The organism is Neotabrizicola shimadae, assembly GCF_019623905.1.
Taxonomy (GTDB): domain Bacteria; phylum Pseudomonadota; class Alphaproteobacteria; order Rhodobacterales; family Rhodobacteraceae; genus Neotabrizicola; species Neotabrizicola shimadae.
In genome coordinates this window covers 3,101,924-3,127,763 of sequence record NZ_CP069370.1, presented here as the reverse complement: position 1 = coordinate 3,127,763, position 25,840 = coordinate 3,101,924, and the positions used below count along the sequence as shown (strand labels likewise).

Sequence of the window (25,840 nt, the reverse complement as noted above, 5' to 3'; positions counted from 1 at the left end):
CTCCTACAGCACGTCCAGCCGCAGCGCGCGGGCGGTGGCGGCCTGTTCGGCCTCGGCCATCGCGCGACCGGCCTCGGTTTCGAACCTGGGCAGGATGCGCTGGTTGCGCAGCCAGTTCTGGTGCGGCGTCTCGCCGAACCAGTCGCAGCCCACGGAGGTGCCGGTGACGGAATAGCGCCACAGCTTGTCGGCATCCCGCACGATGCGGTCGTTCAGGTGGCGCGGATCGGGCCTTGTGTCGTGGCCGTCGATGATCTCGCAGACCTGGGCGATGACCTCGTCGCTCCAGCCGGTCTCGCGCAAGACGGGGATGGCCAGCCGCACGCCCTCGGTCTCGTGCAGGTACCGCACATCGTTCTGCAGCACGTTTTCGCCGCGGAAGCCTTCGGCCACGATCCGCTCCATGTCGATGGAATACCAACCGATGTCATGCAGCAGGATCGCCAGCAGGCAGACATCCGGGTCGGCGGCGGGGTACTGCTCGACCAGTTTCACCGCCCAGCCGAAGGACAGGGGGATGTGCACGTCGTTCTTGCGCGCGCGCATGTAGGGCTCGGCAGCGCGCCAGACCGGGTCATAGCGCGTAAGGTCGATCGTCATGGTCCTGTCTCGGGTCTGGCTGCGTGTGCCGGTTGTCCGGGGCGGCTCCCCTCCCCCTCGCGGGGAGGGGCAGGGGGAGGGGGGCTTGGCGGGAGGCTGGACATGCCCCCCTCCCCATCCCTCCCCGCAAGGGGGAGGGAGGCGCACGGAACGGGCCTCAGTCGAGGATCGTCACCGTGCCGGTGTTGCCGTCCACGCGGATGCGCATGCCGGTCTTGATCTTGGCGCTGGCCGTGCCCGTGCCGGTGACGGCGGGCAAGCCGTACTCGCGGCAGACGATGGCGGCATGGCTCATCATGCCACCGATGTCGGTGACAGCAGCCGCGATCTTGCCGAAGACCGGCGCCCAGGAGGGCGCGGTGACGGGGGTAACCAGGATCTCGCCCTTCTTCAACTCGCCCAACTGGTCGGGCGAGCGCAACACGCGGGCGATGCCTTCCACCGCGCCGGGGGCCGCCGCCATGCCCTTCAGCCCGCCCGAGTCGTCGGCGCTGCCGGTCCAGCGGTCGATGGCTTCCGAGGTGATGCCCCAGAGCATGATGGTGAAGGGCTCGGTGATGACCTCAGGAGGGTTGTTCAGTGCGGGGATCGGCGGTTCGCTGGCCAGCGCCGCCACCAGCTTGCGGCGGCGCGCCACCTCTGCCGGCCAGACGGCGGAACCCACGTTTGGCGTGCCGATGGCCCAGGCGGCGGCATAGTCCCACAGCACGTCGCGCACTTCGTTGCGCGACAGGTAGAACATCCCGTCCTCGTCCGGCCAGAAGCCGGCCTCGGACAGCATCTTGGACAACTCGCGCATCTTGCGCCAGAACACGCCAAGCGCCCAGTGCTCGATATAGAAGTTGTGGTCCTCCACATAGGGGAACACGGTGCGCGACAGGCCCAGCTTGCCGTCGAACACGGCCTGCGCCTCTTCATCCATCATCTCGCGGTATTCTTCGGTGATGCGGTCGCGCTCGGCCAACAGGCGTTCCGTCGGCCGCTCGATCCGCTCGCCGGCCTTGGCGCGCGGGATGTAGTCGCGCAGGTACCCCATCGGGATGTCGAGGTGGTCGATCCAGTACTTGTCCGTCGAATAGAAGCCGTTTCCGCTGGTGAAGTTGAACCAGGGATCCTGCGCCTCTTTCCAGGCGGCCAGCCATTTCGCGCCGCCCGGCAGCTTGCCCACAGCGGCCAGCGCCTCTTCGACCGATCCGGTCATCAGCGCGCCATCGACGCCCAGTTCCACTGCCAGACGGGCCAGTTTCTTGATCTCGTCATCGGGTCGGAACAGCTCGGAATCCACGCCCTGCACCATCTTGGCGATGGCCTGGTCGGGGATGGTCGGAAACTGCGACTTCACGAAGCCGAAGAAGTCCAGATAGGCGGCGTAACCGAGGTTCAGGAATTCGAAGTGGTACTGCCAGATCTTGTAGGAAAGCTCGATCGCCTTGTCATAGGCCTCGAAGATGGCGTTGGTGTTGTCGAGACCGACGCCGCCCTTGACCCAGTCCAGCGGCACCACATCCGGCAAGGTCTTGAACGACAGCGCGTCAAGCTCGGCCGTCGCCGCGCGGACCTTCTTCTTCCAGTTGGCCAGCAGTTCGTTCCAGTTGCCGTAGTAATGGCCGGCACGGTCCAGGAAGTGCGGGATGCGCGCCTCGATGTCCTGCGGCGCCACGGCGACGGGCGAGAAATAGACGAAGCCGTTGAGAATGCGGTAGTCGATGCCATTCGCGGGCGGCACCAGAAGGTGGCGGCTGTTATATTGCCCCAGGCACTTGATCGCGAAATCCAGGAAGATCACATCGAAGGGGCGCAGGGGCGTCGGCCAGTGCTGCGAGTTGCAGAACCAGAATTTCTGGTCGTCCTCGGCCCGGCGACTTGGCTGGAACTGCGTGTAATAGGGATAGAGGCTCTGCCAGTCCTCGGCCCCCTTCGGCGGTTTCACGTCAAAGGCGCTCGGGAAGAGCGGCGTCTTCGCATCCATTGGTTTCTTCCTCCCCAGGAATGGTCTTGTTACCTGCGCACGGGCAGGGCGGCGTTCAATGTGCCCACGATGCCCATAATACCCGTGGCATAGGTCTTGGGCGCGTCGGATTTCTTCTTCTGGCTCCAGATCGTCTCGGGCCGCGATTGCAGGGCCAGCAGGTTTTCCCCCTCCGGCAGGTCGGCGTCGATCGCCCATTCCACGTCCTGCGGGCATTTGTTCTGCCGTTCCAGCCGCTTGGCAAGGCGGGCCACGGCCAGAACCTCGGCATCCGACAGGCACTGCGCGTGACGGCGGGCCTCGTCGACCTCACGCTCGACAGCAGCACCCAGGTCGGGGTCGCCCACCAGCTCGACATGCTTGTCGCTGATCTTTCGGGCGACGATCTCCTCCAGCACCTTCTCCACGGTGAAGTTGTCAGGCGTCACCACGCCCGACACCACCATCTCGCCCAGGCCCCAGCTGGCGTCGATCACGATCTTGGTGCGGTCGCCATTCACCGGGTCGATGGACATCGCCACTCCGGCGGCGCGGGCGTTGACCATCTTCTGCACGCCCACGCTCATCAGCACGTCGATATGCGGGATGCGGTTCTTCTCGCGGTAGGCAACCGCGCGGGTGGTGTACAGCGAGGCCCAGCAATCGCGTACCTTCTCGACCACCTGGTCGGCGCCGCGCACCCAAAGATAGGTGTCCTGCTGGCCGGCAAAGCTTGCGTCCGGCATGTCCTCGGCCGTGGCCGAGGAACGCACCGCCACCGGCATGTCCGGCCCCATCGCGGCATAGGCCGCACGGATCGCCTGTTCCACCGCCGCCGGCAACTTGTGGCTGCGGATGCGGATACGGATCGCCTGCGCCGCGCGGTCGACCGAGTCGATGTCATAGGGATCGACGCCGGACAGGTGCCGCTCGATCTCGGCCTTCAACCCGTGGTCGTCCAGCATGGCCTGATAGGCATCGGTCGTCACCGCAAAGCCCGGCGGTACCGCGACACCGGCCTGGGTCATCTGGCCAAGCGAGGCGCATTTGCCGCCGACGCGGGCGTGATCGGCCGTGCCGATGGTCGAGAAATCCAGGGTGTAAAGTCCGTCGGCCATGGTCAGCGGTCCCACTCTACCAGAACGGATTTCGGCACCCGGAAGGTGATGTTGCGATGGTATTCCGGCACGAAGCCGGGGGCGAGGCGCAGGCTCGGGAAGCGTTCTGCAAGTTGCCGCAGCAGGATCGAGGCTTCCATCTTCGCCAGCTGGAACCCCAGGCAATAGTGGATGCCATAGCCAAAGCTCAGATGCGTACGAGCGTTGTCGCGCAGGATGTCCAGCTTTTCGCCCTCGGGGAAATGGCTCTCGTCCCGGTTGGCACCGCCGGTGATCATCAGGATCTCGGCCCCCGCCGGCAGGTCCACCCCGCCCACAGTGCAGGCGGTGCGCGCCTTGCGCCGCCAGCCCACGACCGAGGGCATGTAACGCAGCATTTCCTCGACCGCGTTCGGGATCAGGCTGGCATCGGCCCGGATCGCCTCCCAGGCGTCGCGGTTGTCCATCATGGCCAGCACATAATTGCCCATGAAGGTCGAGGTCGTCTCATGCCCGGCGAACAGCGTGGAATAAAGGACCCCGGCGATTTCCTCGTCGGCGATCTCGGCGCCCTCGGCCTGCAACCGCAGCAGGTCGGACGGGAAGTCGTCGCCGGGATTGGCGCGGCGCATGTCCAGAAGGTCGTGGATGTATTTCCAGTAGGCGACCATGTCATGCGCGACGGGGATCTGTTCCTCATCCGACAGGTCCGACCAGGTCATCTTTCCGCGCGAGGCGCCATACTGCTTGATCTTCGGCACGTCCTCGTCGGGAATGCCCATCAGGGTGAACAGCACATAGGCCGGCACCGGATAGGCCACCACCTCCCAGAAGTTCACCGGGCCGCCATCGCGGCCGGCATCTTCCAGAGCGTCAAGGTGGCGCTTCACGATGGCCTCGATCTGCGGCTCGATCGACTTGAACCGGCGGGGGCCAAAGCAGGACTGCGCCACCTTGCGGATGCGGGTGTGGTCGGGCGGCACGCGGGCAGTCAGGCCGGAATAGGCGGTGAAGCCGCCATCGGTCAGAACCTTGCGGCCTGCCTCGCACATCGGCCGCATCGGCTTTTGCGCGTTTTCCGACGAGAAGGTCTTCCAGTCATCGAAGATCGCCTTGATGTCGTCATAGCGCGACACCACCCAGTAGCCGGTCGGTTCGTGAAAGAAGATCGGCTCGTCCTCGCGGAATTCCTTCCAGCGGGCGTGAGGTTTGTTCAGGTCGAACGGATCATACCCGTCCGACGGCCGGTGGCCGTCCAGGTCCTTCATGGCGATGTCCTCCCTCGGTGAACCATTGGCCGGGCCTTGGCTGACGGTTCGAGAATCACGGTAAGCCCACTGTCTTTGGTTTTTCTTTGGCGGCCTTGGCCGATACCGCGGCCGATTGCGACAACTCGCGGTAAAGCCTTTGAATCTCGTAGCTTTCTTCAGCGCCCATCGCGGCCACGGCCGCGCGGTACTGGCGATGCTGGCGGTGCATGGCGTCCAGCCGGCCCTGGGCGACAAAGATCTTCATCGCCTCGGCATTCGCGCCTTCGCTTGTCGGGTCGATGGCCAGAGCCGCCTGGCAATGCTCCAACGCCTCGCGCATCAGACCCGATCTCATGCAGACCTTGGCGAAATCGTACCGCAGTTTCAGGGCCATCTCGCGCAGCCAGATGCGGCGCGGCATGCACCAGTCGTCCGTCTCGGATCCCACATATTCCAGCGGCAGATCCTCGAACAGGTCGCCGCCATACAGCCGCACGGCCGCGCCATAGATTCGCAGCGCCGCTTCGTCATGGCCGCGCTTGAACAGAGACAGGCCGCGGCGGCACAGCTGTTCGAAACTGTCGATGTCGATCCAGCTGCCGGGCGGCGGGTTCAGCCGATAGTATTCGCCCGACCGGATCACCGCCTGCGCATCGCCAAGCGCGCGGCGCAGCATGGCGACGGTATGGTGAAGTCGCGCGCGCTTCTGGTCCTCGGTGCCGGCCTCGGGCCAAAGCAACTCGCCGATCTGGTCGGCATGGGCGCCCTTGTCGCCGCTTTGCAGAAGATAGGCGAACAACGTCCGCGTCTTCTTGGGCGCGGCGCCGGGCATCGCCCATTCCACCGGGCGGTTGCCGATCAACACGCGCAGACGCCCCAGGCAATGAATGTGCCAGCGTGGCCCGCCGCCCTGCGCCCCGACCAAAGGCGGCGCAGGTGAAAGCCACGACGGCGTGGCGCCTCGGGCGAACATCTGGCCTTCCCGGTTGTCCCGGCGCAGGCTGGCGTAGTCGGGCACCAGCCGGGCCAGCATGAACGACAGCCGGTCATCCAGGGCGCCGCCTTCGGCCAGTTCGGCAGGCAGCCAATAGGGATTGGCATGCAAGCCGCTTGGCGCCAGGAACTGGCGATGCGCGTGAAACGCGGCCTGAAGCTGTTCCTCGATGGTCAGTGTCCGGTCGTAAAGCGACAGGACCGGCCGGCCAAGCAGGCCGGCCAGCCGGTCGGCCACGTTGCCCCAGGCCCACAGCCCCGTGGTGCCCTGAATGGTCTCCACCAGCCAGCCCATGTCCACCAGAACGGGGCCTTCGGGCGGCAACCGGCCGCGCATCCGGGCAAGCGCCTCTTCCGGATCGACGGGCGAGCCGTCCAGCGCCACCTCGTCAAACCGGACCCGCCGGGACGGTTTCACGCCCGGCAACAGGTCCGGCCGGTCGGTGACCAGACAGGCCGCCTTGTCCCAGCCCACAGCCTTCAGTGCGGCCATCAGGAAGGCCGCATCCTGCGGGTCGTACAGGATCGCTGCATTGACGGGATCGGTCGATTTCATGGTCAGCAGGCCCGCGCTTACCTCTTTCGAACAGGTATGCACCGGAGGGGCGAAATTCCAAAGAAAAACCAAAGACGCCCGCGCTAACGTGATTCTGAGGAGCCCGCAAAGCGGGTTGGGAGGAAAGCGCGTATTGGCAACCCCGGCACATGCCGGAAGGCCGCGGTCTGTCGCCGCAGGCCGTCCTGTCCGCGCGGCCCCGCAACAGGACAAGAGCGCGAATGAGCGAAGGCGGCGAGTTCGACTTTGTGATCGTGGGCGGCGGCTCTGCCGGGGCCGTGCTTGCGAACAGGTTGAGCGCCGATCCCGCGCTGCGCATCTGCCTTGTCGAAGCCGGGCCAAGGGATGGCAGCCCCTTCATCGGCATCCCCCTGGGCGTGATGTGGCTGACAAAGGATGCCCGGCACAACTGGCTGTTCTCGACCGCACCGCAGGCCGGGCTGAACGGCCGCACCGTCTCGGTGCCGCGCGGCAAGGTGCTTGGCGGCAGTTCCGCGATCAACGGCATGGTCTATATCCGCGGCCACCGCGCCGACTATGACGCCTGGGCCGAGGCCGGCTGCACCGGCTGGGACTATGACTCGGTCCTGCCCTACTTCCGCCGGTCCGAGGCAAACCGCAACGCCGGCCTGGATGCGGCCTTCCACGGCAGCGACGGCCCGCTGGCGGTAAGCGATCTGCGCAACCCGAACCCGGTGGACCTGGATTTCATGGAAGCCGCAGGCCGGCTTCAGATCCGACCCTGCGCCGACTTCAATGCGCCCGAACCCGAAGGGGTGGGCATCTACCAGGTGACGCAGAAGGACGGCAAGCGCCACTCCACCGCCCGCGCCTTCCTCGCCCCTGTCATCCGTCGCGGCAACCTGCACATCCTGACCGAAGCCGAGGTGATCCGCGTCGACATGGCTACAGGCCGCGCCACGGGCGTAACCCTGCGCCGAAAGGACGGCACAGAACAGCGGCTCACGGCCCGGCGCGAGGTGGTCCTGTCCGCCGGCGCCATCGGCTCGCCAGACATCCTGCTGCGGTCCGGCATCGGCCCGGCCGCGCAGATCCGCGGTTTCGGCGGCACCGTCGTCGCCGACCTGCCGGGCGTGGGGCAGAACCTGCAGGACCATGTCGACGTGATGGTGATCTGCAAGTCGCGGTCGCGCACACCCTATGGCATCTCGGTCGGCGCCCTGCCGCGGCTGGCGGCGGACGGGCTGAAATGGATCTTCGGCAACGGCGGCATGCTCTCGTCGAACATGGTCGAGGCTGGCGGCTTCGTCCGCTCCTCCCCCGGCGAGCCGCGCCCGGACCTCCAGTTCCACATCATCCCCGGCCGGAAAAGCCATCGCGGCCGCATGGTCGAATACGGCCACGGCGTCAGCCTGCACACCTGCGTGCTGCGCCCCGAAAGCCGGGGCAGCGTCACGCGCAGTTCGGCAACCGGGCGCCCGGTGATCGACCTTGGCCTCCTGACCGCCGAGGCCGACTTGGCGCGGCTTGTCAAAGGCGTCCGCCTCGCCCGCGCGATCCTGCGCGAAGAGCCGATGGCCCGGCACGGGCTGAGCGAGATCATCCCCGGCGACGACGTGCAGTCGGACGAGGGGCTGAAAGGGTTCATCCAGCAGAACGCGCGCACCGTGTATCATCCGGTCGGAACCTGCGCGATGGGCCGCGGCCCGGCGGCGGTGGTGGACGAACGGCTGCGCGTCCATGGCATTTCCGGTCTGCGGGTCGTCGACGCCTCGATCATGCCCACCATCGTCAGCGGCAACACCAACGCCCCCGCAATCATGATCGCCGAGAAGGGAGCAGACATGATCCTGGCCGACCGATTGTCGGCCTGACACCTGACCGGCCCAGGCCAAGGCCGGACCCGGCAAAAAGACCAGAAAACGGGCGACCACCCGAACAACAGACGACCAATGGAGGAGGATGAAATGAGACTTGGAAAGGGAGCCCTGGCGCTGATCGCGCTGGCGCTGACCGGCATGGCTGGCGCCGCCTCGGCCGCGCCCAACTGCGGCATGAACACCGGACAACCGGCCACCGGCGAGCCGATCGTCGTGGGCGGCATCTTCTCGAACGGCGCGCCGGGCGACTGGTCGTCCTCGACCGACTCGGCCGCCGCATACTTCGCCTGCGTCAACGCCAACGGCGGCATCAACGGCCGCCCGGTGGACTACCGCGTGCAGGACGACCAATGGAACCCCGAAGCCGCCGCCCAGGCCGCGGCCAAGCTGGTGAACGACGACAAGGCGGTGGCGCTTGTCGGCAACGGGTCCTTCATCGAGATGGCGGTCAACGCCAAGACCTATGTCGATCAGGGCATCATGGCGATGGCTTCGGCCTGCGCCATCTCGGAATGTTTCGAAACCCCGAACCTCGTGTCCACCAACCAGGGCCCGCTGCCCTCGAACCTGGGTGCCGCGCAGTACGCGCAGGAAGAACTGGGGTCCAAGAACGTCGCCTGCATCGGCCTGAACATCCCCAACAACGGCATCTGGTCCTGCCAGGCGGTCATCGACTACATGAAGTCGAAGGGCGGTGACGGGTCCATGGCGCTGTTGAACCCCGGCGCGCCCGACGTGAACTCTGCCCTGCTGGAAGCGGTGGCTTCGGGCGCTGACACCATCCTGATGAACCTGCCCGCGGGCCTGGCGCTCGCCGTGCTGAAGGCCGCCCAGGAACAGGACCTGCGCGACCAGTATGTCTGGATCGCGCCCACCCCGCTTTATGACCTCTCCGTCCCCGATGCCGTGGGCGAATACTGGCACGGCAAGATCTATGTGAACGCCGAGCTGGCGCCGCTGAACCAGAACGGCCCGGATGCGCAGAACTGGGTGGCTGTGCTGGAGGCCTATGGCAAGCCCGACGATCCGCGCGACACCTTCGGCCAGGCAGGCTACCTGTCGGCGCAGTTCTTCACCAAGGCGATGCTGGAAATGGACCCGGCCGACCTCTCCGACCGCGCCAAGGTGACCGAGGCGATCCGGGGCATCAAGGGCTACACGTCCGATCTGATGTGCGGCCCCTACTATGTGGGCGACGCCGATTTCCACATGCCGAACCACGCCGGCTACATGGTCAAGATCGTGGCGGGCGGCTTCGAAGTGGTGCGCGAGTGCTACGAATACGACAGCCCCTACTTCGACAAGATCATCGCGCTGGAAAAGGAAATGGGCCTGCGCTGATCCCCGGTTGCCCCGGCCCCGCGCCGGGGCGCCATGCCCCAAGACCCGCCCCGGCAATGCGCCGGGGCCTCCCCTTGCCCCCGGCGCACCGCCGCTCCAGAGGACCCTTGCCCGATGGGCCGAACCAGCCTGCTGAACTGGCTCTTCTTTCCCGTGCTCGTCGCGGTCGTCTTCCTGTGGCTCGGCCTCGACAAGCCGTTCAAGATCACCGGCATGTTCCTCGCCTCCGGCCTTGCCATCGGCTCGCTCTACGCACTTGGCGGCATCGGCATGGTGGTGCTGTTCCGCGCCTCGGGCGTGCTGAACTTCTCGGCGGGTGCCGCGGGCGCAGCCGGCGCCATGACCTCGTGGCAACTGGTGGAATGGGGCGTGCCGGCCCCGGCCGCCTGGCTCGCCTGCATCGCCGTCGCGCTGATCCTGACGCTGGCCTATGGCCGGATCATCGCCCCGATGCTGGCCTGGCGCGAGACGGTGGTGAAGGCCGTGGCGACCCTTGGCTTCGCGCTCATCATCCTGGGCCTCGTCTCCTGGATCTGGATCGACGATCCCCGCTCGCTGACCCTGCCCACCGATTCCGCTTCGGTCACGCTGATGGGGCTCAAGGTCACCGGCACAAGGCTCCTGGCCTTCGCCGCCACGCTCCTCATCGCACTTGGCATCTGGCTGTTCCTTGGCCGCACCCAGGTGGGCCTGCAAATGCGCGCCGTAGCGAATGACCGCGACCTGTCCGCGCTTCTGGGTATCCCCATCCTCAAGGTCGAAACCATCGCCTGGGGCATTGCCGGCCTGCTGGCGGGCTTCACCGGGCTCATGTTTGCCAACCTGATCCGGCTGGAGCCCGTGATCATCACCTTCATGGTCATCCCCTCTATTGCCGCTGCCCTGGCCGGGCGGCTGGAAAACCTGGCCCTCGTGCTGATCGGGGGCCTGTCGATGGGCGTGATCGAAAGCCTGCTCACCCTCTCGCCCACGCTCAAGGGCGCCCGGCCCATCGCGCCATTCGTGCTCGCCGCCCTTGTGCTGCTCTGGTACCAGCGCGGTGCGCGGCTGACCTTCGGGGGGCGCGACTGACATGCTGCGCGACCTTCTTCGCCCCACGCCTTCGGGTCTGGCCGGGCTGATCTTCGCGGCCCTGTGCTTCCTGTTCCTGCCTTCCCTCGGCGGGTCCTACTGGACCTCGGCCTTCACCTCGGCCGCCTGCTTTGCCATGGCCGCCTCGGGCGTCGCCTTCATGTATGCCCGGCTTGGCATGGTCAGCCTCACCCAGGTTGGCCTCATGGGCATCGGGGGCTGGGTCACGCTCCGGCTCAACTACCTGCTGCCACTGCCCTTCGAGGCGAACCTGATCCTCGCCAGCCTCGCCACCATGGTCTTCGGCTGGCTGCTCGCCCTGCCGGCGCTGCGGATGCGCGGGCTTTACCTTGCACTCGTCACGCTGATGGCGGCGGGCGGGCTGGAGATCATCTTCGCCACCTACCAGTTCCCCAACGGGGGCGAAGGCTTCTGGGGCGTGAAGATCGGCTCCTTCGATCCGTTCCGCGGCCCGGCGCTGGCCCAGACGCCGGAAGCCTATCTGCGCTATGTCATTGTCATGGTGACCCTCGGCTTTCTGTTCATCGAGGCGCACCGGCGGATGTTCCCCGGCCGTGCCTGGGCGCTGATCCGCCGGTCCGAGGCGGCGGCTATGGCCTCTGGCGTCAACGTCACGCTCTACAAGACATGGGCCTTTGGCATCGCGGGCCTTCTGGCCGGTGGCGCGGGGGGGCTTCTCGCCGGCAGCCTTGGCCTTCTGGATGACGGCACCTTCCGGTCATCGGAATCCATCATGCTCTTTGCGCTGGCCGTGGTGGGGGGCGCGCAATACTGGCTGGGGGCGGTGATCGCGGCCTTCCTGTTCCGCATCCTGCCCGCGCTTCTGGCCGACTGGGGCGTGGACACAGACCTCGCTTTCATCATCTTCGGCGCGGGCCTCTTGCACGCCATCATCACCGCGCCCGACGGCATCGCCGGGCAGATCATGGGCGCGGCCCGCGGCCTTTCGGCCCGCATCCGGGGAGGCAAGCCATGATCGAAGTGCAGGATGTCACCGTCCGTTTCGGCGGCGTCGTCGCGCTGAACGCGATCTCGGCGCGCTTCACTACCCCGGTGGCGGGAATCATCGGCCCGAATGGCGCGGGCAAGACCACCCTGATGAACGTGGTCTCGGGCTTCGTGAGCCGCTCGGGCGGGCGGGTGCTCATGGATGGCACCGATCTCCTGGCCCTGGCACCGCACCGCCGCTCGAAGGCAGGCCTGCGCCGGTCCTTCCAGAAGGAACAGATCGCCGACGACCTGACCGTCTTCGAAAACGTGCTGGTCCAGATCGACAGCATCGGCGGCACCTGGTCGGCCAAGCGCGACGAGGTGCGGCGGATGCTGGCCGTCGTCGGGCTGGAACGGCAGGCCGACACCCCCGGCGCCCGGCTTTCGGGCTTCGAACGCCGGTTGACGGACGTGGCGCGCTGCCTCGTCGGCGCGCCAAAGCTCATCATGTTCGACGAACCGGCGGGCGGGCTTTCGGTGGCGGAAACCGAACGCCTGGGCGAGTTGATCCTGTCAATCCACGGCCTCACCGGGACACAAACGCTGGTCATCGACCACGATGTCGAACTGATCGCCCGCATCTGCGCCGAAACACTGGTGCTGGATTTCGGCCGCCGCATCGCCTTCGGCCCCACCGCCGAAGTGCTGGCCGACCCGAAGGTCAAGGCCGCCTACCTGGGCACCGCGGAGGTGGAGGCATGAGCGTCGAAGTCACCGGCCTCACCGTCACGCAAGGCAACCGCGCGCTCCTGTCGGGCATCGACCTGACCATCCGCCCCGGCGAGGTCACGGCGGTGATCGGCGCCAACGGCGCGGGCAAGTCGGAACTGGTGCTGGCCATGGCGGGCGTCCTGCCCCTGTCCGCCGGCCAGATCACGCTGGACGGCCGCCGCATCGACGGCACCGGCCCCGAAGCCATCCGCCGCGCCGGCATGGCGGCCGTGCCCGAAGGCCACCGCGTCCTGACCGCGCTCTCCGTGGACGACAACCTCCGCGCCGCCGGATCGCTCCTGAAGGACGATCTCGCCGGCCGCCTGGCCCAGGCCTATGCCATCTTCCCCGAACTCGCCGAACGCAAGGCCCAGGCCGCCGGCACCTTGTCGGGCGGCCAGCAGCAGATGGTGGCACTCGCCCAGGCCCTGATGAGCCGCCCGCGCTACCTCCTGATCGACGAGATGTCGCTTGGCCTCGCCCCCCTGATCGTCAAGCGCCTCCTCGGCGTCGTGGCCGAACTCAAGGCCAAGGGCACCGGCATCCTGCTGATCGAGCAGTTCACCGACCTTGCCCTGGGCATCGCCGAAACCGCCGTGGTGCTGCGCGGCGGCAGGCTGCGCTACAGCGGCGAGGCGGCGCGTCTGGCCGCCGACAAGGCCCTGCTGCACGGCGCCTACTTCGGGGTCTAGGGCGGGCCAAGAACGGCAGAACAATGGAGGATCGGGTGTTCGGGCTTGAAGGAAAGGTCGCTCTCATCACCGGCGGGGCAGGCAGCATCGGCCTCGCCTCGGCGCGGCTCCTGCGCGACCACGGCGCGCGCATCGCCCTGGTGGACCGCGATCCCGCAGCACTTGACGCGGCCCTCGCCGCCATGGGCGGGCCGGCCCCCGACCTGATGACCCATGCCGCCGACGTGGCCGACGAGTCCTCGACGAAAGCCTATGTCGCGGCAACGCTCGCCCGCTTCGGCCGGCTGGATGTCCTGTTCTCGAACGCCGGCAACTTCGGCACCGTCGCCCCGATCGAGGACTACCCGACCGAGACCTTCGATGCCGTGCTGGCCGTCCATGTGCGCGGCGCCTTCCTGGCGGCGAAACACGCCGTGCCCCACCTGCAGCCCGGCGCCAGCATCGTCATCACCTCTTCCGTCGCCGGCCTGCGCGGCGATCCGGGGGTCTATGGCTACATCACCGCCAAGCACGCCCAGACCGGGCTGATGCGCGTGCTGGCCAAAGAGCTTGCCCCGCGCGGCATCCGGGTCAACACGGTGAACCCCGGCCCCATCGGCAATGCCTTCCAGAAGCGCGTCGAGGAGGACCTGACCGGCATCCTCGGCCGCGACGGGACCGCGTTCTTCGACGAGATCATCCCGATGGGACGCCACGGCACGCCCGAGGAAATCGCGCGCACCGTGCTCTACCTGGCCTCGGACCTGTCAACCTTCACCACCGGCGCCGTGCTGCCGGTCGATGGCGGAATGAGCGTCTGATCCGCCTCAGCCGCCGACCGCGGCGATGGCGGCGGCAAGGATCGGCACCGTCTTCGCGTTCAGCCCGGCAATGTTGATGCGGCTGTCGCCCACCATGTAGATGCCGTGTTCGTCCCGAAGCCGGTTCACCTGCGCCTCGCTCAGCCCCAGGCGGCTGAACATGCCGCGGTGCGTCGCCACGAAATCATAGCGGTCCGAATTGGTGGCGCGGCGGAACTCGTCGGCCAGCTGCTGGCGCAGGCCCAGCATGTTCTGGCGCACCTCTTCCAGTTCTGCCTTCCAGTCGGCCGCCAGCGCCGCATCGCCCAGGATCATCGTCACCAGCCGCGCGCCGTGGTCGGGCGGGAAGGAATAGTTCTGCCGGTTCAGGAAGTTCAGGTTGCCCTGCACCACCGCCTTGCGCTCGGGCGAGGTCAGCGCGATCAGGATGCCCGTGCGTTCGCGGTAGATGCCGAAGTTCTTGCTGCACGACGCGGCGATCAGCACCTCCGGGAAGGCCCCGGCAATCAGGCGGGTGGCGGCGGCGTCTTCGTCCAGCCCGTCGCCAAAGCCCTGATAGGCCAGGTCCACCAACGGCACCGCTCCCTTGTCGGCCAGCAGCTTCACCACCTCGGCCCATTGGTCCAGCGTCAGGTTGGCGCCGGTCGGGTTGTGGCAGCAGCCATGCAGCAGCACGGCATCGCCCGCCTTCACCTTTGCCAGATCCGCCATCAGCCCCGCGAAATCCACGCCCCGCGTGGCTTCGTCGAAATAGCGGTACTCGGCCATCGCCATGCCAAGATACTTGATGATCGACGGGTGGTTCGGCCAGGTCGGCGCCGAAATCCAGACCGTTGCGCCCGGCGCGGCCAGCTTGATCAGTTCCAGCGCCTGCCGGATCGCCCCGGTGCCGCCGGGCGTGGCCACCGCTGCGGCGCGGTCGGCAAAGCCCTCACCCAGGATCATCCCCACCATCGCGGCGCTGAAGGCGGGGTCGCCGGCCAGCGCCGTGTAGGTCTTGGTGGTCTCGTCCTCCCACAGCTTCTTCTCGGCCGCCTTCACCGCGCGCATCACCGGCGTCAGGCCGGTCGCATCCTTGTAGACGCCGACGCCAAGGTCGATCTTCTGCGTCCGCGGGTCGTCGCGGTACATGGCAATCAGTTGCAGGATCTTGTCCTGCGGCTGCGGCTTCAAGGCATCAAGCATTCCAGAAACTCCGTGTTGCAGGCGACCGCCTGCGTCATGGACATGCAGGCTTAAGCCTGCGGGCCCTTCTCGACCTTCAGGTCCTCATACATGCCCCATTCGGCCCAGGAGCCGTCATAGAGCGACCAGTTGCGGTGGCCGATCCGTTCCAGCGCCAGTGCCAGCACGGCGGCCGTCACGCCCGACCCGCAAGAGGTGATGGCAGGTTTCGCCAGATCCACTCCCGCCGCCTCGAACACGGCCTTCAGCGCCGCCGGCGATTTCATCGTCCCGTCGGCGTTCAGCACATCGGTGTAGGGCACGTTCTTCGATCCGGGGATATGGCCCGACCGCAGGCCGGGCCGTGGCTCCGGCGCCTCGCCACGGAAACGCGCGGCGCCGCGGGCGTCGATGATTTCGGCCTGTTTCAGCTTGGCGGCATGGGCCACCTGCGTCACATCCTTCACCAGCCCCGCCTGCCGCTGCACGGTCATGTGCCGGTCGCGGATCACAGGGGGCAGATCCTCGGTCTCGCGGCCTTCGGCCAGCCATTTCGGCAATCCGCCATCCAGAACCGCGATGTCGGTCTTGCCCATCAGCCGGAAGGTCCACCACACGCGCGGGGCCGAGAAGATGCCGGCGCCGTCATAGACCACCACCTGATGCCCGTCGCCCACGCCCATCGCCCGCATCCGGGACATGAACTTTTCAACCGGCGGCGCCATATGCGGCAGGGCCGAGCGCTGGTCGGAAATCTCGTCGATGTCGAAGAAGCGGGCACCGGGAATATGCGCCCGGTCATATTCGGCCTTCGCATCCCGGTTCTGGGTGGGGAGATACCAGGACGCATCCAGGATGCGCAGGTCCGGGTCGCGCAAGTGGCGCGCCAGCCAGTCGGTCGAGACCAGCGTGGTGGGGTCGTCGGCAGGGGAGGGAGTCATGGCAAGGCTCCGTCAGGTCTGGCCCGTCCTATATCGGGGCGGCGGGCCGGGCAAGGTCGGAGCAGGTCGCAGGCCCCTCGTTTGCCGGGGGCCTGCGCGGTATTTCGATCCCGTGTCGATCAGGCCTTCTTCATCATGCCTTTCAGCACGCCGACGATCACCATGACAACCGCGCCGCCGACCCCGCCGCCGGCAAGCGACTGCACGATGGCGCCGACATCAAGGCCCGATGCCGCCGCCGCCGCATCGGCCGGCATTGCGCCGCCGCCAAGCAGTGCCGCAAGAATTTGCCCGCCAATTCCGCCGCCAACAATGCCGGCCAACGAATTGCCAAGCGTGCCAAGGCTCTTGTCCTTGAGCACGGCCCCGGCGGCATTGCCGCCGATGGCTCCCGCGATAAGCTGGATGATAAGTTCCATTCTGCTTCCCCTCGCCTCAAGCGGATCGTTTCTTGTCCGCAAGATAATCATGCACGAAATTTGCAGAATTGCGAAACGAATTTGCGAAACAGAAACAATGACTGATGGCAGTTCGCCCTTTTCTGCAATGGCTCATGAAACCTCGCCGCGCCGCTCGCACAAGACATTCGGTATGAGGGCGTCGCCTTGCCGTCGTTGCAAGGCTGACCACCGACTTCTCCCGCGACTGGCGAATGGCCGGAAATCGACAGGTAGGGTGCGCATTCATTGCGCACCTTGGCGGTCCGTTCAACGAGGCTGATCCCCGGACAAATCTTAAGTCCAAGTTAATCCGTTGAGATAAGCCATTGATATTGCAGGGTCCAGGCAAGCGTCCGAGCTCGGACGCCCCCCTCAGGCGCCCTGCTTCAGAAGCCGGGCCTTCTGCCGGTCCCAGTCCCGCTTGGCCGAGGTCTCGCGCTTGTCGGCCAGCTTCTTGCCCTTGGCCACCCCCAGCTTCAGCTTCACGACCCCCCGGTCGTTGAAGTAGAGCCGCAGGGGCACGATGGTCATGCCCTCCCGCGCGGTGGCCGACCACAGCCGGGCCAGCTCCTTGCGGCTGACCAGCAGCTTGCGGCGGCGGCGCTCCTCATGCCCCCAGGTCTTGGCCTGCAGGTAGGGCGCGATGTAGCCGTTGATCAGCCAAAGCTCGCCCCCCTCGACGCTGGCATAGCTCTCGCCGATGTTGGCCCCGCCCTGCCGCAGGCTCTTCACCTCGGACCCCTGCAGCACAATGCCCGCTTCCAGATCGGATTCGATGTGGTAATCGAACCTCGCCCGGCGGTTTTCGGCGATCAGCTTGGAGTTGGGGTCGGACTTCTGGGCCATGATCCGAACGAGATAGGCGAGGGGGCGCCCGCTGTCCAGAACCGGCGCCCGCGAAAGGCGGCGACGATGCTCACGACTACAACCCCGCGCCCAAATCGGATCCTCGATAGGGACGCACGCGGCGACGGGCAGCACAACTGCGGGGACCTTCCCGAATGGTGACGCAGCTTGCCATCGGCACGGTCCTGATCTGCGTGAATATCGTGATCTCGGCCTACGCGGCCTGGGGACTGGAACTGTTCATCGCGCGCTACGCCCGCCTCCTTGTGCCGAACCGGCGCCGGCCGCATTTCGTGTTCGCCATGGCGGGGGTCTCGCTTCTCGCGCAACTGATCGTGACCGTTGGTGTCTGGCTTTGGGCGCTGACCTTCTGGTGGGTCGGCGCCCTGCCTGACTTCGAGCATAGCCTCTACTTCGCGCTTGTCTGCTATTCGACCCTCGGCCTCGGCGACATCGTGCTGCCGGACCAATGGCGCATCCTGTCTGGCATGACGGCGGCCAACGGCTTCCTTTCATTCGGCATCGTCACCGCGCTGATGATCGAAACGCTGCGCCATGTCCGCTTTGCCCATGGCAGCGCGCAGGCGCCGCGGACCTGAGCCCCGCGGCTTAGGCTGCGAGGCGCAGGCGGCGGTCCAGGAAGGCGCGGGCGGCCATGGGGGAAAGCCGCGGGAAGAAGCCTTCGCCGGGCAGTGTCGCCGCATTGTCGGCAAGGCCGGGGCAGTGCGCCAGGGTGCCGGTCTGGCACCAGATCGCCTCTTCTTCGGCAAAGACCGGGACGACCGCCTCGGAGCAAGGCAGGTCAATCTCTGTCACGCCGGGACGCCCGCAAAGGGCCGAGGCCGGCACAAGGACCGCCAGCGCATCGGGCAGGGCCGGGTCGTCGAGGGTCTCGATCAACAGGTGCTGGCCGGGCAGAAGAAGCAAGTCGTCGCACGTGCCGAGAAGGCCGCCCGCCAGACGCAAGGCGCAAGTCCCGGCCGCAAGCGGGTGGCGATCCAGCGCGACGATCCGCACAAGGCCGCCATCCCAGGACTGGACCCGGTCGCCGATGCGCAGGGTGGAGACTTCACGCCAGCCGGTCTCTGTCTCGATCCGCGTGCCGGCCAGAAGGCCGGTCTCGGGCCGAGGATTGCGGGCGGCAAGCACGGGATGTGCAGGAACGGTGCGGGTGAAATCCTTGAGGAACATGTGGCTCTCCGGGTCTGGTGTGGCGATGGGGCCGGCCGCTTTGGCCTTGCGCCCAATTGGCACCCGGATTTCGCCGTTTTTTCGTCAAGGTTGCGGCCCGGTCGCGGCGGGGCGAGGCTGGATCGAACAGTCCCGAGCCGTGATGGGAATTGTCTCGGCAGCGCAATGCGCTTCACGACGTGTTAAGGACGTTACCCTTCTGGACCAATAGGTTGCGTCAAGCGGCGCCGAATCAGCGGCGGGGCCGCGTCAGGATGAAAAGGCCGGATCCCACCACAAGGGCGGAACCGACCAGCATTGCCGCGTCGGGCCGCTCTCCGAAGGCCAGGGCGCCAAGGATCATGGCGAAGACAAGGCGGGTATAGCGGAACGGCGTGACCGCGCCGACCTCGCCCGTGCGCATGGCGGCCGTCAGGAACGCATAGCCGGCGATGCCGAAGACGGCTGCCGCCAGCGCCCGTGAAAGGGCGTGCGCGCTTGGCATCGCCACGTCGCCCGACACCGCCAGGATGATGGCACCGGCAATGGTGAACATCAGATACCCGAGAACCCCCAACTGGGCATTGGACAATGCAGGCGGCGCGGCGCGCGTGGCCAGATCGCGCCCGGAGAAGCCGAGCATGGCGGCCACGGCAAGCAGCGACAGAAGGTCAAACCCCGACAGACCCGGCCGCAGGATCACCAGCACACCGGCAAAGCCGGTGGCGACCGCCAGCCAGCGCCGCCATCCGATGCGTTCGTGAAATAGGACCGAGGCCCCAAGCATCACCACAAGCGGCGTGGCTTGAAGGATGGCCGAGGCCACCGACAGGGGCGTGAGCGCCACGGCCAGGGCGTAGAACAGCCGTCCGGATATCTCGAACCCCGACCGCACCAGCAGCGGCGGCGAAACCAGTGCGGCGGGAAACACCGGCTCTCTCCGGCGCATGGCCCAGACCGAGAAGAAGGCCATGCCGGTCAAACCCAGCACGATGACGACAAGGCCAAGCGGCATCTCACGGGCCGCAGACTTCAGAAACATGTCCTCGACGGCGAAACCCGCCATCGAGGCCACCATGAAGCCCGCGCCGCGAAGGTTGCCGGCGGCAGAGTAGCGGGGAAGGTCGAGGCTCAGATGAGCCCCGCGAATTCCATCGCCGCCTTGATGCGCGCCTTGGTTCCCTCGGTCAGCGTGACCAGCGGCAGGCGCACCTCTTCGGTGCAGCGGCCCAGAAGCGACAGGCCATATTTCGCGCCGGCCAGGCCCGGCTCCAGGAAGATCGCCTCGTGCAGCGGCATGAGCCGGTCCTGATACGCCAGCGCCTTGGCGTAGTCGCCCGCCAGCGTCGCCTCCTGGAATTCGGCGCAGAGCCGCGGCGCCACATTGGCGGTGACCGAGATGCAGCCCACGCCGCCATGCGCGTTGAAGCCAAGCGCCGTGGCATCCTCGCCCGAAAGCTGGACGAAGTCCGTGCCGCAGGACGCGCGCTGCATCGAGACGCGCTCGATCTTGCCGGTGGCATCCTTAACGCCGACGATGCGTGGCAATTTGGCAAGCTGGCCCATCGTCTCGGGCGTCATGTCCACCACGGACCGACCGGGGATGTTGTAGATGAAGATCGGCAGGGTGCAGCAGTCATGCAGCGCGGTGAAATGCGCGATCATGCCCGCCTGGGTCGGCTTGTTATAGTAGGGCGTCACGACCAGCGCCGCCTGCGCGCCGACCTTTTCGGCATGGCGGATCAGCCGGATGCCCTCGGCGGTGTTGTTCGACCCCGCGCCCGCCATCACCGGCACTCGGCCGGCAGCATGTTGAACCACGGCCTCCACCACGGCCTCATGCTCTTCGTGGGAAAGCGTCGGGCTTTCGCCCGTGGTGCCCACGGGAACAATGCCCGACGAGCCTTCGGCGATGTGCCAGTCCACCAGTTTTTTCAGCGCGTCGAAATCGACGGCGCCGTTCTTGAACGGCGTCACCAGGGCTGGAATGGACCCCTTGAACATGGTGCGCTCTCCTTTGGTGTGGCGGGCTCATCCGCGATGAGTCGTCCGCATGGCAAACGTGGGCTTCCTTAGCGGCAGAGGGGGGCTTTGCAAAGGCCCGCCGATGGCAGGGGCAGTTGACGGCTTCGTGGCTTGCGGGTCTGCAATCGCGCGGGCAGACTCGGCCCCATGACCCTGTTCCTGCGACGCATCTCCCGCTCCTTTGCGGCACTGGCCCTGACGTTCCTTGCCCTGCCCCAGGGCCTGCGCGCCGACGAAGCGGCGGCGCTGAAGGCAGCCCTGTCCGAAACCGCCTCGCAGGATTGGGAAGGGGCCGAAGCCGCGGCCATGGCGGCGGGCCCCGTTGGGCAGGACATCGTGGAATGGCAGGTCCTGCGTGCGGGCGAGGGGCTTCTGGGCGAGTACGAGGATTTCCTGGTGCGCCGCGCCGACTGGCCCGGCCTGCCGCTGCTGAAGGAGAAGGGCGAGGTTGCCGTCGCCCGGTCAACTACGCCCGAACGGGTCATCGCCTATTTCAACGGCACGGCGCCGGAAACGGCTGCCGGTGCCCTGGCCTATATCTCGGCCCTGTCAGCGGTTGGCCAGCAAGGCGCCGCGCGCGAGGCGGCGCGCCGGGCCTGGGTGGACCTGTCCTTCACGCCGGATGAACAGGCGTCGATGCTCGCCGCTCAGGGTCCTGCCCTGCAAGATCTGCACTGGGCGCGCACCGACCGCCTGATGTGGGACGGCGACCGCGCCGAGGCCCGCCGCATGTTGCCGCTGCTGCCAGATGACCGCCGCGCGCTTGCTGCCGCGCGCCTTGCCCTGCAGGACAACGAACCCGGCGTGAATGCCCGCATCGAAGCGGTGCCGAAGGCGTTGGCGGCAGATGCCGGGCTGGCCTTCGACCGCTTTCTGTGGCGCATGAACAAGAGCCGCTACGCCGATGCCGCCGCGCTGATCCTGGAGCGGTCCTCCATGCCCGATGGCTTGGGGCGTCCCGAAGCCTGGGCGCCCCGTCGCGCCAACCTTGCCCGGCAGCTGATGCGGGACGGCGAGCTTTCCGAAGCCTACCAGGTGGCCGCCCGCAACGGTCTGACCTCCGGCGCCGACTATGCCGACCTCGAATTCCTTGCGGGCTTCATCGCGCTGCGCAAGCTGAACGACCCTGCCACGGCCCTTCCGCATTTCGAGGCGCTGCAACGCGCCGTCAGCACCCCGATCAGCCTGTCACGCGCTTTGTACTGGCAGGGCCGCGCCGAAGAGGCGCTTGGAAATAAGGACAAGGCGGCCGAGGATTTCCGCGCTGCCGCCCGCCACCAGACCAGCTATTACGGCCTTCTGGCCTCGGAACGGCTCGGCCTCCCGCTGGACCCCTGGATCCTGGAAGGCTCCCCGCTGCCGCCCTGGCAGGGGGCCGCCTTCACGCAAAGTTCGGTGTTCATCGCCGCCAACCTGCTTCTCGATGCCGGCGACCGGACTCTCGCCAAGCGCTTTGCCCTGCATCTGGCCGAAAGCCTGGACGAGACCGAGCTGGAGCAGCTCGCCGCCTGGGCCACGGACCGGGGCGAGCCGCATATCGCCCTGCTCATCGCCAAAGCCGCCGCCGAACGCGGTGCCATCCTGCCGCGCCCCTACTTCCCGGTGCCTGCCATGGTCCCCGAGGACGGGCTTTCGGTCAGCCGCGCCTTCGCCCTGGCAATCTCGCGCCGGGAAAGCGAGTTCGACCCGGCGGCCCGCAGCTCGGCCGATGCACGGGGGCTGATGCAGCTATTGCCCACCACGGCCGGTCACATGGCCGAAAAGCTGGGGCTGCCCTTCCAGGCCGCGAAGTTGACCACCGACCCCACCTACAACGCCAGGCTCGGAACGGCCTACCTTGCGCAACTGGTCGAAGAGTTCGGCCCCGCAGTGGCGCTGGTGGCCTCGGGCTACAACGCCGGGCCGGGTCGGCCGCGCGCCTGGATCAAGTCGCTCGGCGACCCGCGCGATCCATCGGTCGATGTGATCGACTGGGTCGAATCCATCCCCTTCACCGAAACCCGCACCTATGTGATGCGCGTGTCCGAGGGCCTGGTGATCTACCGCGCCAAGCTGAAGGGTCAGGCCGGCCCCATCGCCCTGACGGCAGAGCTGACGGGGCGCTAGCGCAAACGGTTGCGTCCGACAGGGGATGTCGTAAGGATGCGCGCGACCGCACAGTCGGCCTGTCGCGAGGGGAGGAAGCGATGATGGGAGGGGCGACCTATCCCGATCTCAAGGGCGCCTCGGTGTTCATCACCGGCGGCGGTTCGGGGATCGGCGCCGCGCTGACCGAAGGCTTCTGCGCCCAGGGCGCCCGCGTGGCCTTCATCCAGCGCCGCGATGCCTCGGCCTTCTGCGATGAAGTGGCCGAGCGGACGGGCAACCGCCCCTTCTTCCAGCCCTGCGACATCACCGATACCGCCGCGCTGAAAACCGCCATCGCCCGCGCCGCCGAGGCGCATGGTCCGGTGACCGTGCTTGTCAATAACGCGGCGAATGACCAGCGCGCCAGGACGCTCGACATCGACGAAGCCTTCTGGAATGACTCCCTGAATGTGAACCTGCGTTCGTATTTCTTCGCGGCGCAGGCCGTCATTCCCGGGATGCAGGCCGCGGGCGGCGGGTCGATCGTCAACTTCTCATCCATCAGCTACATGATGGCCGATACCGGCTATGTTCCCTACATCGCCTCGAACGCCGCCATCACCGGCATGACCCGGAGCCTTGCGCGCGAATTCGGGCCCGACCGCATCCGGGTGAATGCGCTGGCCCCGGGATGGGTGCTGACGCAAAAGCAGAAAGACATGTGGGTCACGCCCGAGGCGCTGGCGAACCACCTGAAAATGCAGTGCCTGAAGGATTCGATCGACCCCGAGGACATGGTGGGTGGCGTGCTGTTCCTCGCCTCGAGATCCAGCCGGATGATGACAGGCCAGTGCCTCGTTATCGACGGCGGTGTGGTCGTCACAGGGTAAAGGATAGCGACGTGAAGGCAGACTGGATCGCGGTTGACTGGGGCACTTCCAACCTGCGCGCCTGGGCCATGGGCACCCTTGGCGTCATCGACCACGGCGAAAGCCACGAAGGCATGGGCACCCTGTCGCGCGACGGCTTCGAACCCGCGCTGCTGCGCCTCGTCTCGCCGTGGTTGGAAGACGGTCGCGTTACGCCGGTCATCGCCTGCGGCATGGTAGGTGCCCGGCAGGGCTGGATCGAGGCGGCCTACCGCGCTGTGCCCTGCACGCCGGTATCGGCGGCGCAGATGACGCCGGCGCCTACATCAGATTCCCGTATCCACGTTCACATTGCGCCGGGCCTGAGCCAGGACCGCCCCGCCGACGTGATGCGCGGCGAGGAGACCCAGATCGCGGGCGCATTGGCGCTGAACCCTGGCTTCGACGGCGTGCTCTGCCTGCCGGGCACCCATGCCAAATGGACACAGGTCAGCGCCGGCGAGGTGGTCAGCTTCGAGACCTTCATGACGGGCGAGTTGTTCGCCCTCCTGTCCACCCAGTCAGTGCTGCGGCATGGCATGGCGCCCGATGGCTTCGATGGTGCGGCCTTCGACGCAGGCGTGGACGAGGCCCTGTCGCGGCCGAACGACCTTGCCGCCCGCCTCTTCCGTCTGCGGGCAGAGGGCCTGTTGCACGGGCTCACGCCCCTTGCGGCGCGGTCGCGGCTCTCCGGCCTTCTGATCGGCGCCGAACTTGCGGCGGCAAAGCCCTACTGGCTGGGCCAGCCGGTCGCGCTTGTGGGGGCAGAGGGGCTGTCCTCGGCTTACGCCCGTGCGCTTGCCGCCCAGGGCGTCACCGCCCGCATCCTGCCCGCCACGGACTGCACGCTGGCGGGCCTGACCGCCCTTGCACGGGAGCTTCTTGCATGACCCATCGCCCGCTTATCGCCATCCTGCGCGGCATCACCCCTGATGAAGCCGTGCCAGTGGCCGAGGCTCTGATTTCCGCCGGCATCACTCGCATCGAGGTGCCGCTGAACTCGCCCCACCCGATGACCTCGATCGCGGCCATGTCCAGGGCGTTCGGCGCCCATGCCCAGATCGGGGCGGGCACGGTGCTGACGGTGAAGGACGTGGCCGAAGTGGCGGATGCGGGGGGGCGGCTGATCGTGTCGCCCAACTGCGACCCCGAGGTGATCATGGCCACCAAGGCGCGGGGCTTGGACAGCTGGCCGGGGGTAATGACCCCGACCGAGTGCTTCGTCGCGCTGAAGGCGGGGGCGGACGGGCTGAAGATCTTTCCGGCGAGCCTGATCGGACCCGAGGGGCTGAAGGCGATCCGGGCGGTGCTGCCCAAGGGGTGCCAGGTCTATGCCGTGGGCGGGGCGGGGGCCTCGAACTTCGGCACCTGGATGAAGGCCGGTGCGGATGGCTTCGGCATCGGGACCGCGCTTTACGTTCCGGGGCTGGATGCGGCCGAGGTGGGCCGGCGTGCGGCCGAGATGGTGGCGGCCTGGGAAGAAGCGAAGGGGGCCTGAGATGACCGTGTTCGACGACCGGGTTTGCGAGCTGGGGGAGGGGCCGTTCTGGCATCCGCTGCGGGGCCAGTTGTTCTGGTTTGACATCCTGGGCCGGCGGCTCATGTGCCGCGGGGCAGAGGGTGCGCGGGAGTGGGTGTTCCCCGAGATGGTCTCGGCCGCGGGCGTGATCGACCGGGACGAGCTCTTGGTCGCTTCGGAGACCGCGCTGTTCCGGTTCAACCTGGAGACCGGGGCGCGGCGGGATGTGGTGGGGCTGGAGGCGGATGATCCCGCGACGCGGTCCAACGATGGGCGGGCGGATCCGATGGGCGGGTTCTGGATCGGGACGATGGGCAAGGTCGAGGGGCCGGACGAACCGAAGCGGGGCTCGATCTACCGGTTCTTCAAGGGGGAGCTGCGGCGGCTTTACACCGGGTTCGGGGTGACCAATTCCATCAGCTTCTCGCCGGACGGGCGGGTGGCCTGCTTCAGCGATACGCCGAGCCATCGGGTCATGCGGGTGGCGCTGGACCCGGACGGCTGGCCGGCGGGGGAGCCGGAGGTGTTCCTGGACTTCACCGAGGAGATGCTCCTGCCCGACGGGGCGGTGATGGATGCCGAAGGGGTGCTGTGGCTGGCCTTCTGGGAGGGGGCGCGTGTGGCGGCCTATGGGCCGGACGGGCGGTTCCTGAAGGCGGTGCCCTTCCCGGCGCCCCATACCACCTGCCCGGCCTTCGGGGGGGCGGACCTGACGACCCTTTTCTGCACCTCGGCGCGGGTCGGGCTGAGCGAGGCGGAGCGGCCGTCCTGGCCGCAGGGGGGGATGACCTTTGCGGCGGAGGGCGTGGCGAAGGGGCAGCCGGTGCCCCTGGTCCGGCTGTAGGCGTC

25 protein-coding genes are annotated in these 25,840 nt (G+C 67.3%); 13 read left to right on the top strand and 12 right to left on the bottom strand.

The window, feature by feature from the left end; translation table 11 throughout:
* Window positions 1–3: 3 nt before the first annotated feature.
* The 5 genes from JO391_RS15255 to JO391_RS15235 all read right to left on the bottom strand — a co-directional run bounded on the left by JO391_RS15255 (window position 4) and on the right by JO391_RS15235 (window position 6,444).
* A complete protein-coding gene (locus JO391_RS15255; protein WP_220661305.1) occupies window positions 4–600 on the bottom strand; it encodes an HD domain-containing protein in 597 nt (198 codons plus the stop codon).
* 157 nt (window positions 601–757) lie between these two features.
* Window positions 758–2,569: a PEP-utilizing enzyme gene (locus tag JO391_RS15250; RefSeq protein WP_220661304.1), complete on the bottom strand. Its 1,812-nt coding sequence runs from the start codon at window positions 2,567–2,569 to the stop codon at window positions 758–760.
* Window positions 2,570–2,598: 29 nt separating this feature from the next.
* A complete protein-coding gene (locus tag JO391_RS15245; protein WP_220661303.1) occupies window positions 2,599–3,666 on the bottom strand; it encodes a PEP/pyruvate-binding domain-containing protein in 1,068 nt (355 codons plus the stop codon).
* 2 nt (window positions 3,667–3,668) lie between these two features.
* The gene (locus JO391_RS15240) at window positions 3,669–4,913 is read right to left on the bottom strand and encodes a cytochrome P450 (RefSeq protein ID WP_220661302.1); all 1,245 of its coding nucleotides are present in this window, start codon (window positions 4,911–4,913) and stop codon (window positions 3,669–3,671) included.
* A gap of 55 nt (window positions 4,914–4,968) precedes the next feature.
* Window positions 4,969–6,444, bottom strand: a complete 1,476-nt coding sequence (locus tag JO391_RS15235) for an AfsR/SARP family transcriptional regulator (RefSeq protein ID WP_220661301.1) — start codon at window positions 6,442–6,444, stop codon at window positions 4,969–4,971.
* Window positions 6,445–6,665: 221 nt separating this feature from the next.
* Between JO391_RS15235 and JO391_RS15230 the strand changes: the two genes are divergently transcribed.
* From JO391_RS15230 to JO391_RS15200, 7 genes are all read left to right on the top strand, one after another.
* On the top strand, window positions 6,666–8,279 hold the full coding sequence (locus JO391_RS15230) for a GMC family oxidoreductase (RefSeq protein WP_220661300.1): 1,614 nt from the start codon (window positions 6,666–6,668) through the stop codon (window positions 8,277–8,279).
* A gap of 93 nt (window positions 8,280–8,372) precedes the next feature.
* Window positions 8,373–9,626 (top strand): ABC transporter substrate-binding protein, encoded by a 1,254-nt coding sequence (locus tag JO391_RS15225; protein ID WP_220661299.1) that lies wholly within the window; start codon window positions 8,373–8,375, stop codon window positions 9,624–9,626.
* A gap of 114 nt (window positions 9,627–9,740) precedes the next feature.
* Window positions 9,741–10,697 (top strand): branched-chain amino acid ABC transporter permease, encoded by a 957-nt coding sequence (locus JO391_RS15220; protein WP_220661298.1) that lies wholly within the window; start codon window positions 9,741–9,743, stop codon window positions 10,695–10,697.
* 1 nt (window position 10,698) lies between these two features.
* Window positions 10,699–11,694 (top strand): branched-chain amino acid ABC transporter permease, encoded by a 996-nt coding sequence (locus tag JO391_RS15215; protein ID WP_220661297.1) that lies wholly within the window; start codon window positions 10,699–10,701, stop codon window positions 11,692–11,694.
* The gene (locus tag JO391_RS15210) at window positions 11,691–12,410 is read left to right on the top strand and encodes an ABC transporter ATP-binding protein (RefSeq protein ID WP_220661296.1); all 720 of its coding nucleotides are present in this window, start codon (window positions 11,691–11,693) and stop codon (window positions 12,408–12,410) included. The genes JO391_RS15215 and JO391_RS15210 overlap by 4 nt, the downstream gene beginning before the upstream one ends.
* The gene (locus JO391_RS15205) at window positions 12,407–13,111 is read left to right on the top strand and encodes an ABC transporter ATP-binding protein (RefSeq protein WP_220661295.1); all 705 of its coding nucleotides are present in this window, start codon (window positions 12,407–12,409) and stop codon (window positions 13,109–13,111) included. The genes JO391_RS15210 and JO391_RS15205 overlap by 4 nt, the downstream gene beginning before the upstream one ends.
* Window positions 13,112–13,146: 35 nt before the next feature.
* Window positions 13,147–13,911 (top strand): SDR family NAD(P)-dependent oxidoreductase, encoded by a 765-nt coding sequence (locus tag JO391_RS15200; RefSeq protein WP_259444719.1) that lies wholly within the window; start codon window positions 13,147–13,149, stop codon window positions 13,909–13,911.
* A gap of 6 nt (window positions 13,912–13,917) precedes the next feature.
* Here JO391_RS15200 and JO391_RS15195 read toward each other — a convergent pair whose 3' ends face one another.
* From JO391_RS15195 to smpB, 4 genes are all read right to left on the bottom strand, one after another.
* Window positions 13,918–15,096, bottom strand: a complete 1,179-nt coding sequence (locus JO391_RS15195) for an amino acid aminotransferase (RefSeq protein WP_220661293.1) — start codon at window positions 15,094–15,096, stop codon at window positions 13,918–13,920.
* Between the two features lie 50 nt (window positions 15,097–15,146).
* The gene (sseA, locus tag JO391_RS15190; protein ID WP_220661292.1) at window positions 15,147–16,016 is read right to left on the bottom strand and encodes a 3-mercaptopyruvate sulfurtransferase; all 870 of its coding nucleotides are present in this window, start codon (window positions 16,014–16,016) and stop codon (window positions 15,147–15,149) included.
* A gap of 119 nt (window positions 16,017–16,135) precedes the next feature.
* Window positions 16,136–16,435: a hypothetical protein gene (locus JO391_RS15185; protein ID WP_220661291.1), complete on the bottom strand. Its 300-nt coding sequence runs from the start codon at window positions 16,433–16,435 to the stop codon at window positions 16,136–16,138.
* A 393-nt stretch (window positions 16,436–16,828) separates the two neighbouring features.
* Window positions 16,829–17,302: an SsrA-binding protein SmpB gene (gene smpB, locus JO391_RS15180; RefSeq protein ID WP_220661290.1), complete on the bottom strand. Its 474-nt coding sequence runs from the start codon at window positions 17,300–17,302 to the stop codon at window positions 16,829–16,831.
* Between the two features lie 155 nt (window positions 17,303–17,457).
* Between smpB and JO391_RS15175 the strand changes: the two genes are divergently transcribed.
* The gene (locus JO391_RS15175; RefSeq protein WP_220661289.1) at window positions 17,458–17,901 is read left to right on the top strand and encodes a potassium channel family protein; all 444 of its coding nucleotides are present in this window, start codon (window positions 17,458–17,460) and stop codon (window positions 17,899–17,901) included.
* A gap of 10 nt (window positions 17,902–17,911) precedes the next feature.
* Here the strand turns inward: JO391_RS15175 and JO391_RS15170 are convergent, their stop codons facing one another.
* From JO391_RS15170 to dapA, 3 genes are all read right to left on the bottom strand, one after another.
* Window positions 17,912–18,493: a Hint domain-containing protein gene (locus tag JO391_RS15170; protein WP_220661288.1), complete on the bottom strand. Its 582-nt coding sequence runs from the start codon at window positions 18,491–18,493 to the stop codon at window positions 17,912–17,914.
* A 232-nt stretch (window positions 18,494–18,725) separates the two neighbouring features.
* Window positions 18,726–19,607 (bottom strand): DMT family transporter, encoded by an 882-nt coding sequence (locus JO391_RS15165; protein WP_259444908.1) that lies wholly within the window; start codon window positions 19,605–19,607, stop codon window positions 18,726–18,728.
* Entirely contained in the window at window positions 19,604–20,476 is an 873-nt protein-coding gene (dapA, locus tag JO391_RS15160) for a 4-hydroxy-tetrahydrodipicolinate synthase (protein WP_220661286.1), read from the bottom strand. Before dapA ends, JO391_RS15165 begins: the two co-directional genes overlap by 4 nt.
* A 168-nt stretch (window positions 20,477–20,644) precedes the next feature.
* On the opposite strand from dapA, the gene JO391_RS15155 reads away from it, so the two are divergent.
* The 5 genes from JO391_RS15155 (at window position 20,645) to JO391_RS15135 (ending at window position 25,835) form a co-directional block, all read left to right on the top strand.
* A complete protein-coding gene (locus JO391_RS15155) occupies window positions 20,645–22,603 on the top strand; it encodes a lytic transglycosylase domain-containing protein (protein ID WP_220661285.1) in 1,959 nt (652 codons plus the stop codon).
* An 80-nt stretch (window positions 22,604–22,683) separates the two neighbouring features.
* Window positions 22,684–23,454 carry an SDR family NAD(P)-dependent oxidoreductase gene (locus JO391_RS15150; RefSeq protein ID WP_220661284.1) on the top strand — a complete coding sequence of 257 codons (771 nt, stop codon included), beginning with the start codon at window positions 22,684–22,686 and terminating at the stop codon, window positions 23,452–23,454.
* A gap of 11 nt (window positions 23,455–23,465) precedes the next feature.
* Window positions 23,466–24,362, top strand: a complete 897-nt coding sequence (locus tag JO391_RS15145) for a 2-dehydro-3-deoxygalactonokinase (RefSeq protein ID WP_220661283.1) — start codon at window positions 23,466–23,468, stop codon at window positions 24,360–24,362.
* Window positions 24,359–24,970, top strand: a complete 612-nt coding sequence (locus JO391_RS15140) for a 2-dehydro-3-deoxy-6-phosphogalactonate aldolase (RefSeq protein ID WP_220661282.1) — start codon at window positions 24,359–24,361, stop codon at window positions 24,968–24,970. Before JO391_RS15145 ends, JO391_RS15140 begins: the two co-directional genes overlap by 4 nt.
* Before the next feature lies 1 nt (window position 24,971).
* Window positions 24,972–25,835 (top strand): SMP-30/gluconolactonase/LRE family protein, encoded by an 864-nt coding sequence (locus tag JO391_RS15135; protein ID WP_220661281.1) that lies wholly within the window; start codon window positions 24,972–24,974, stop codon window positions 25,833–25,835.
* Window positions 25,836–25,840: the final 5 nt, after the last annotated feature.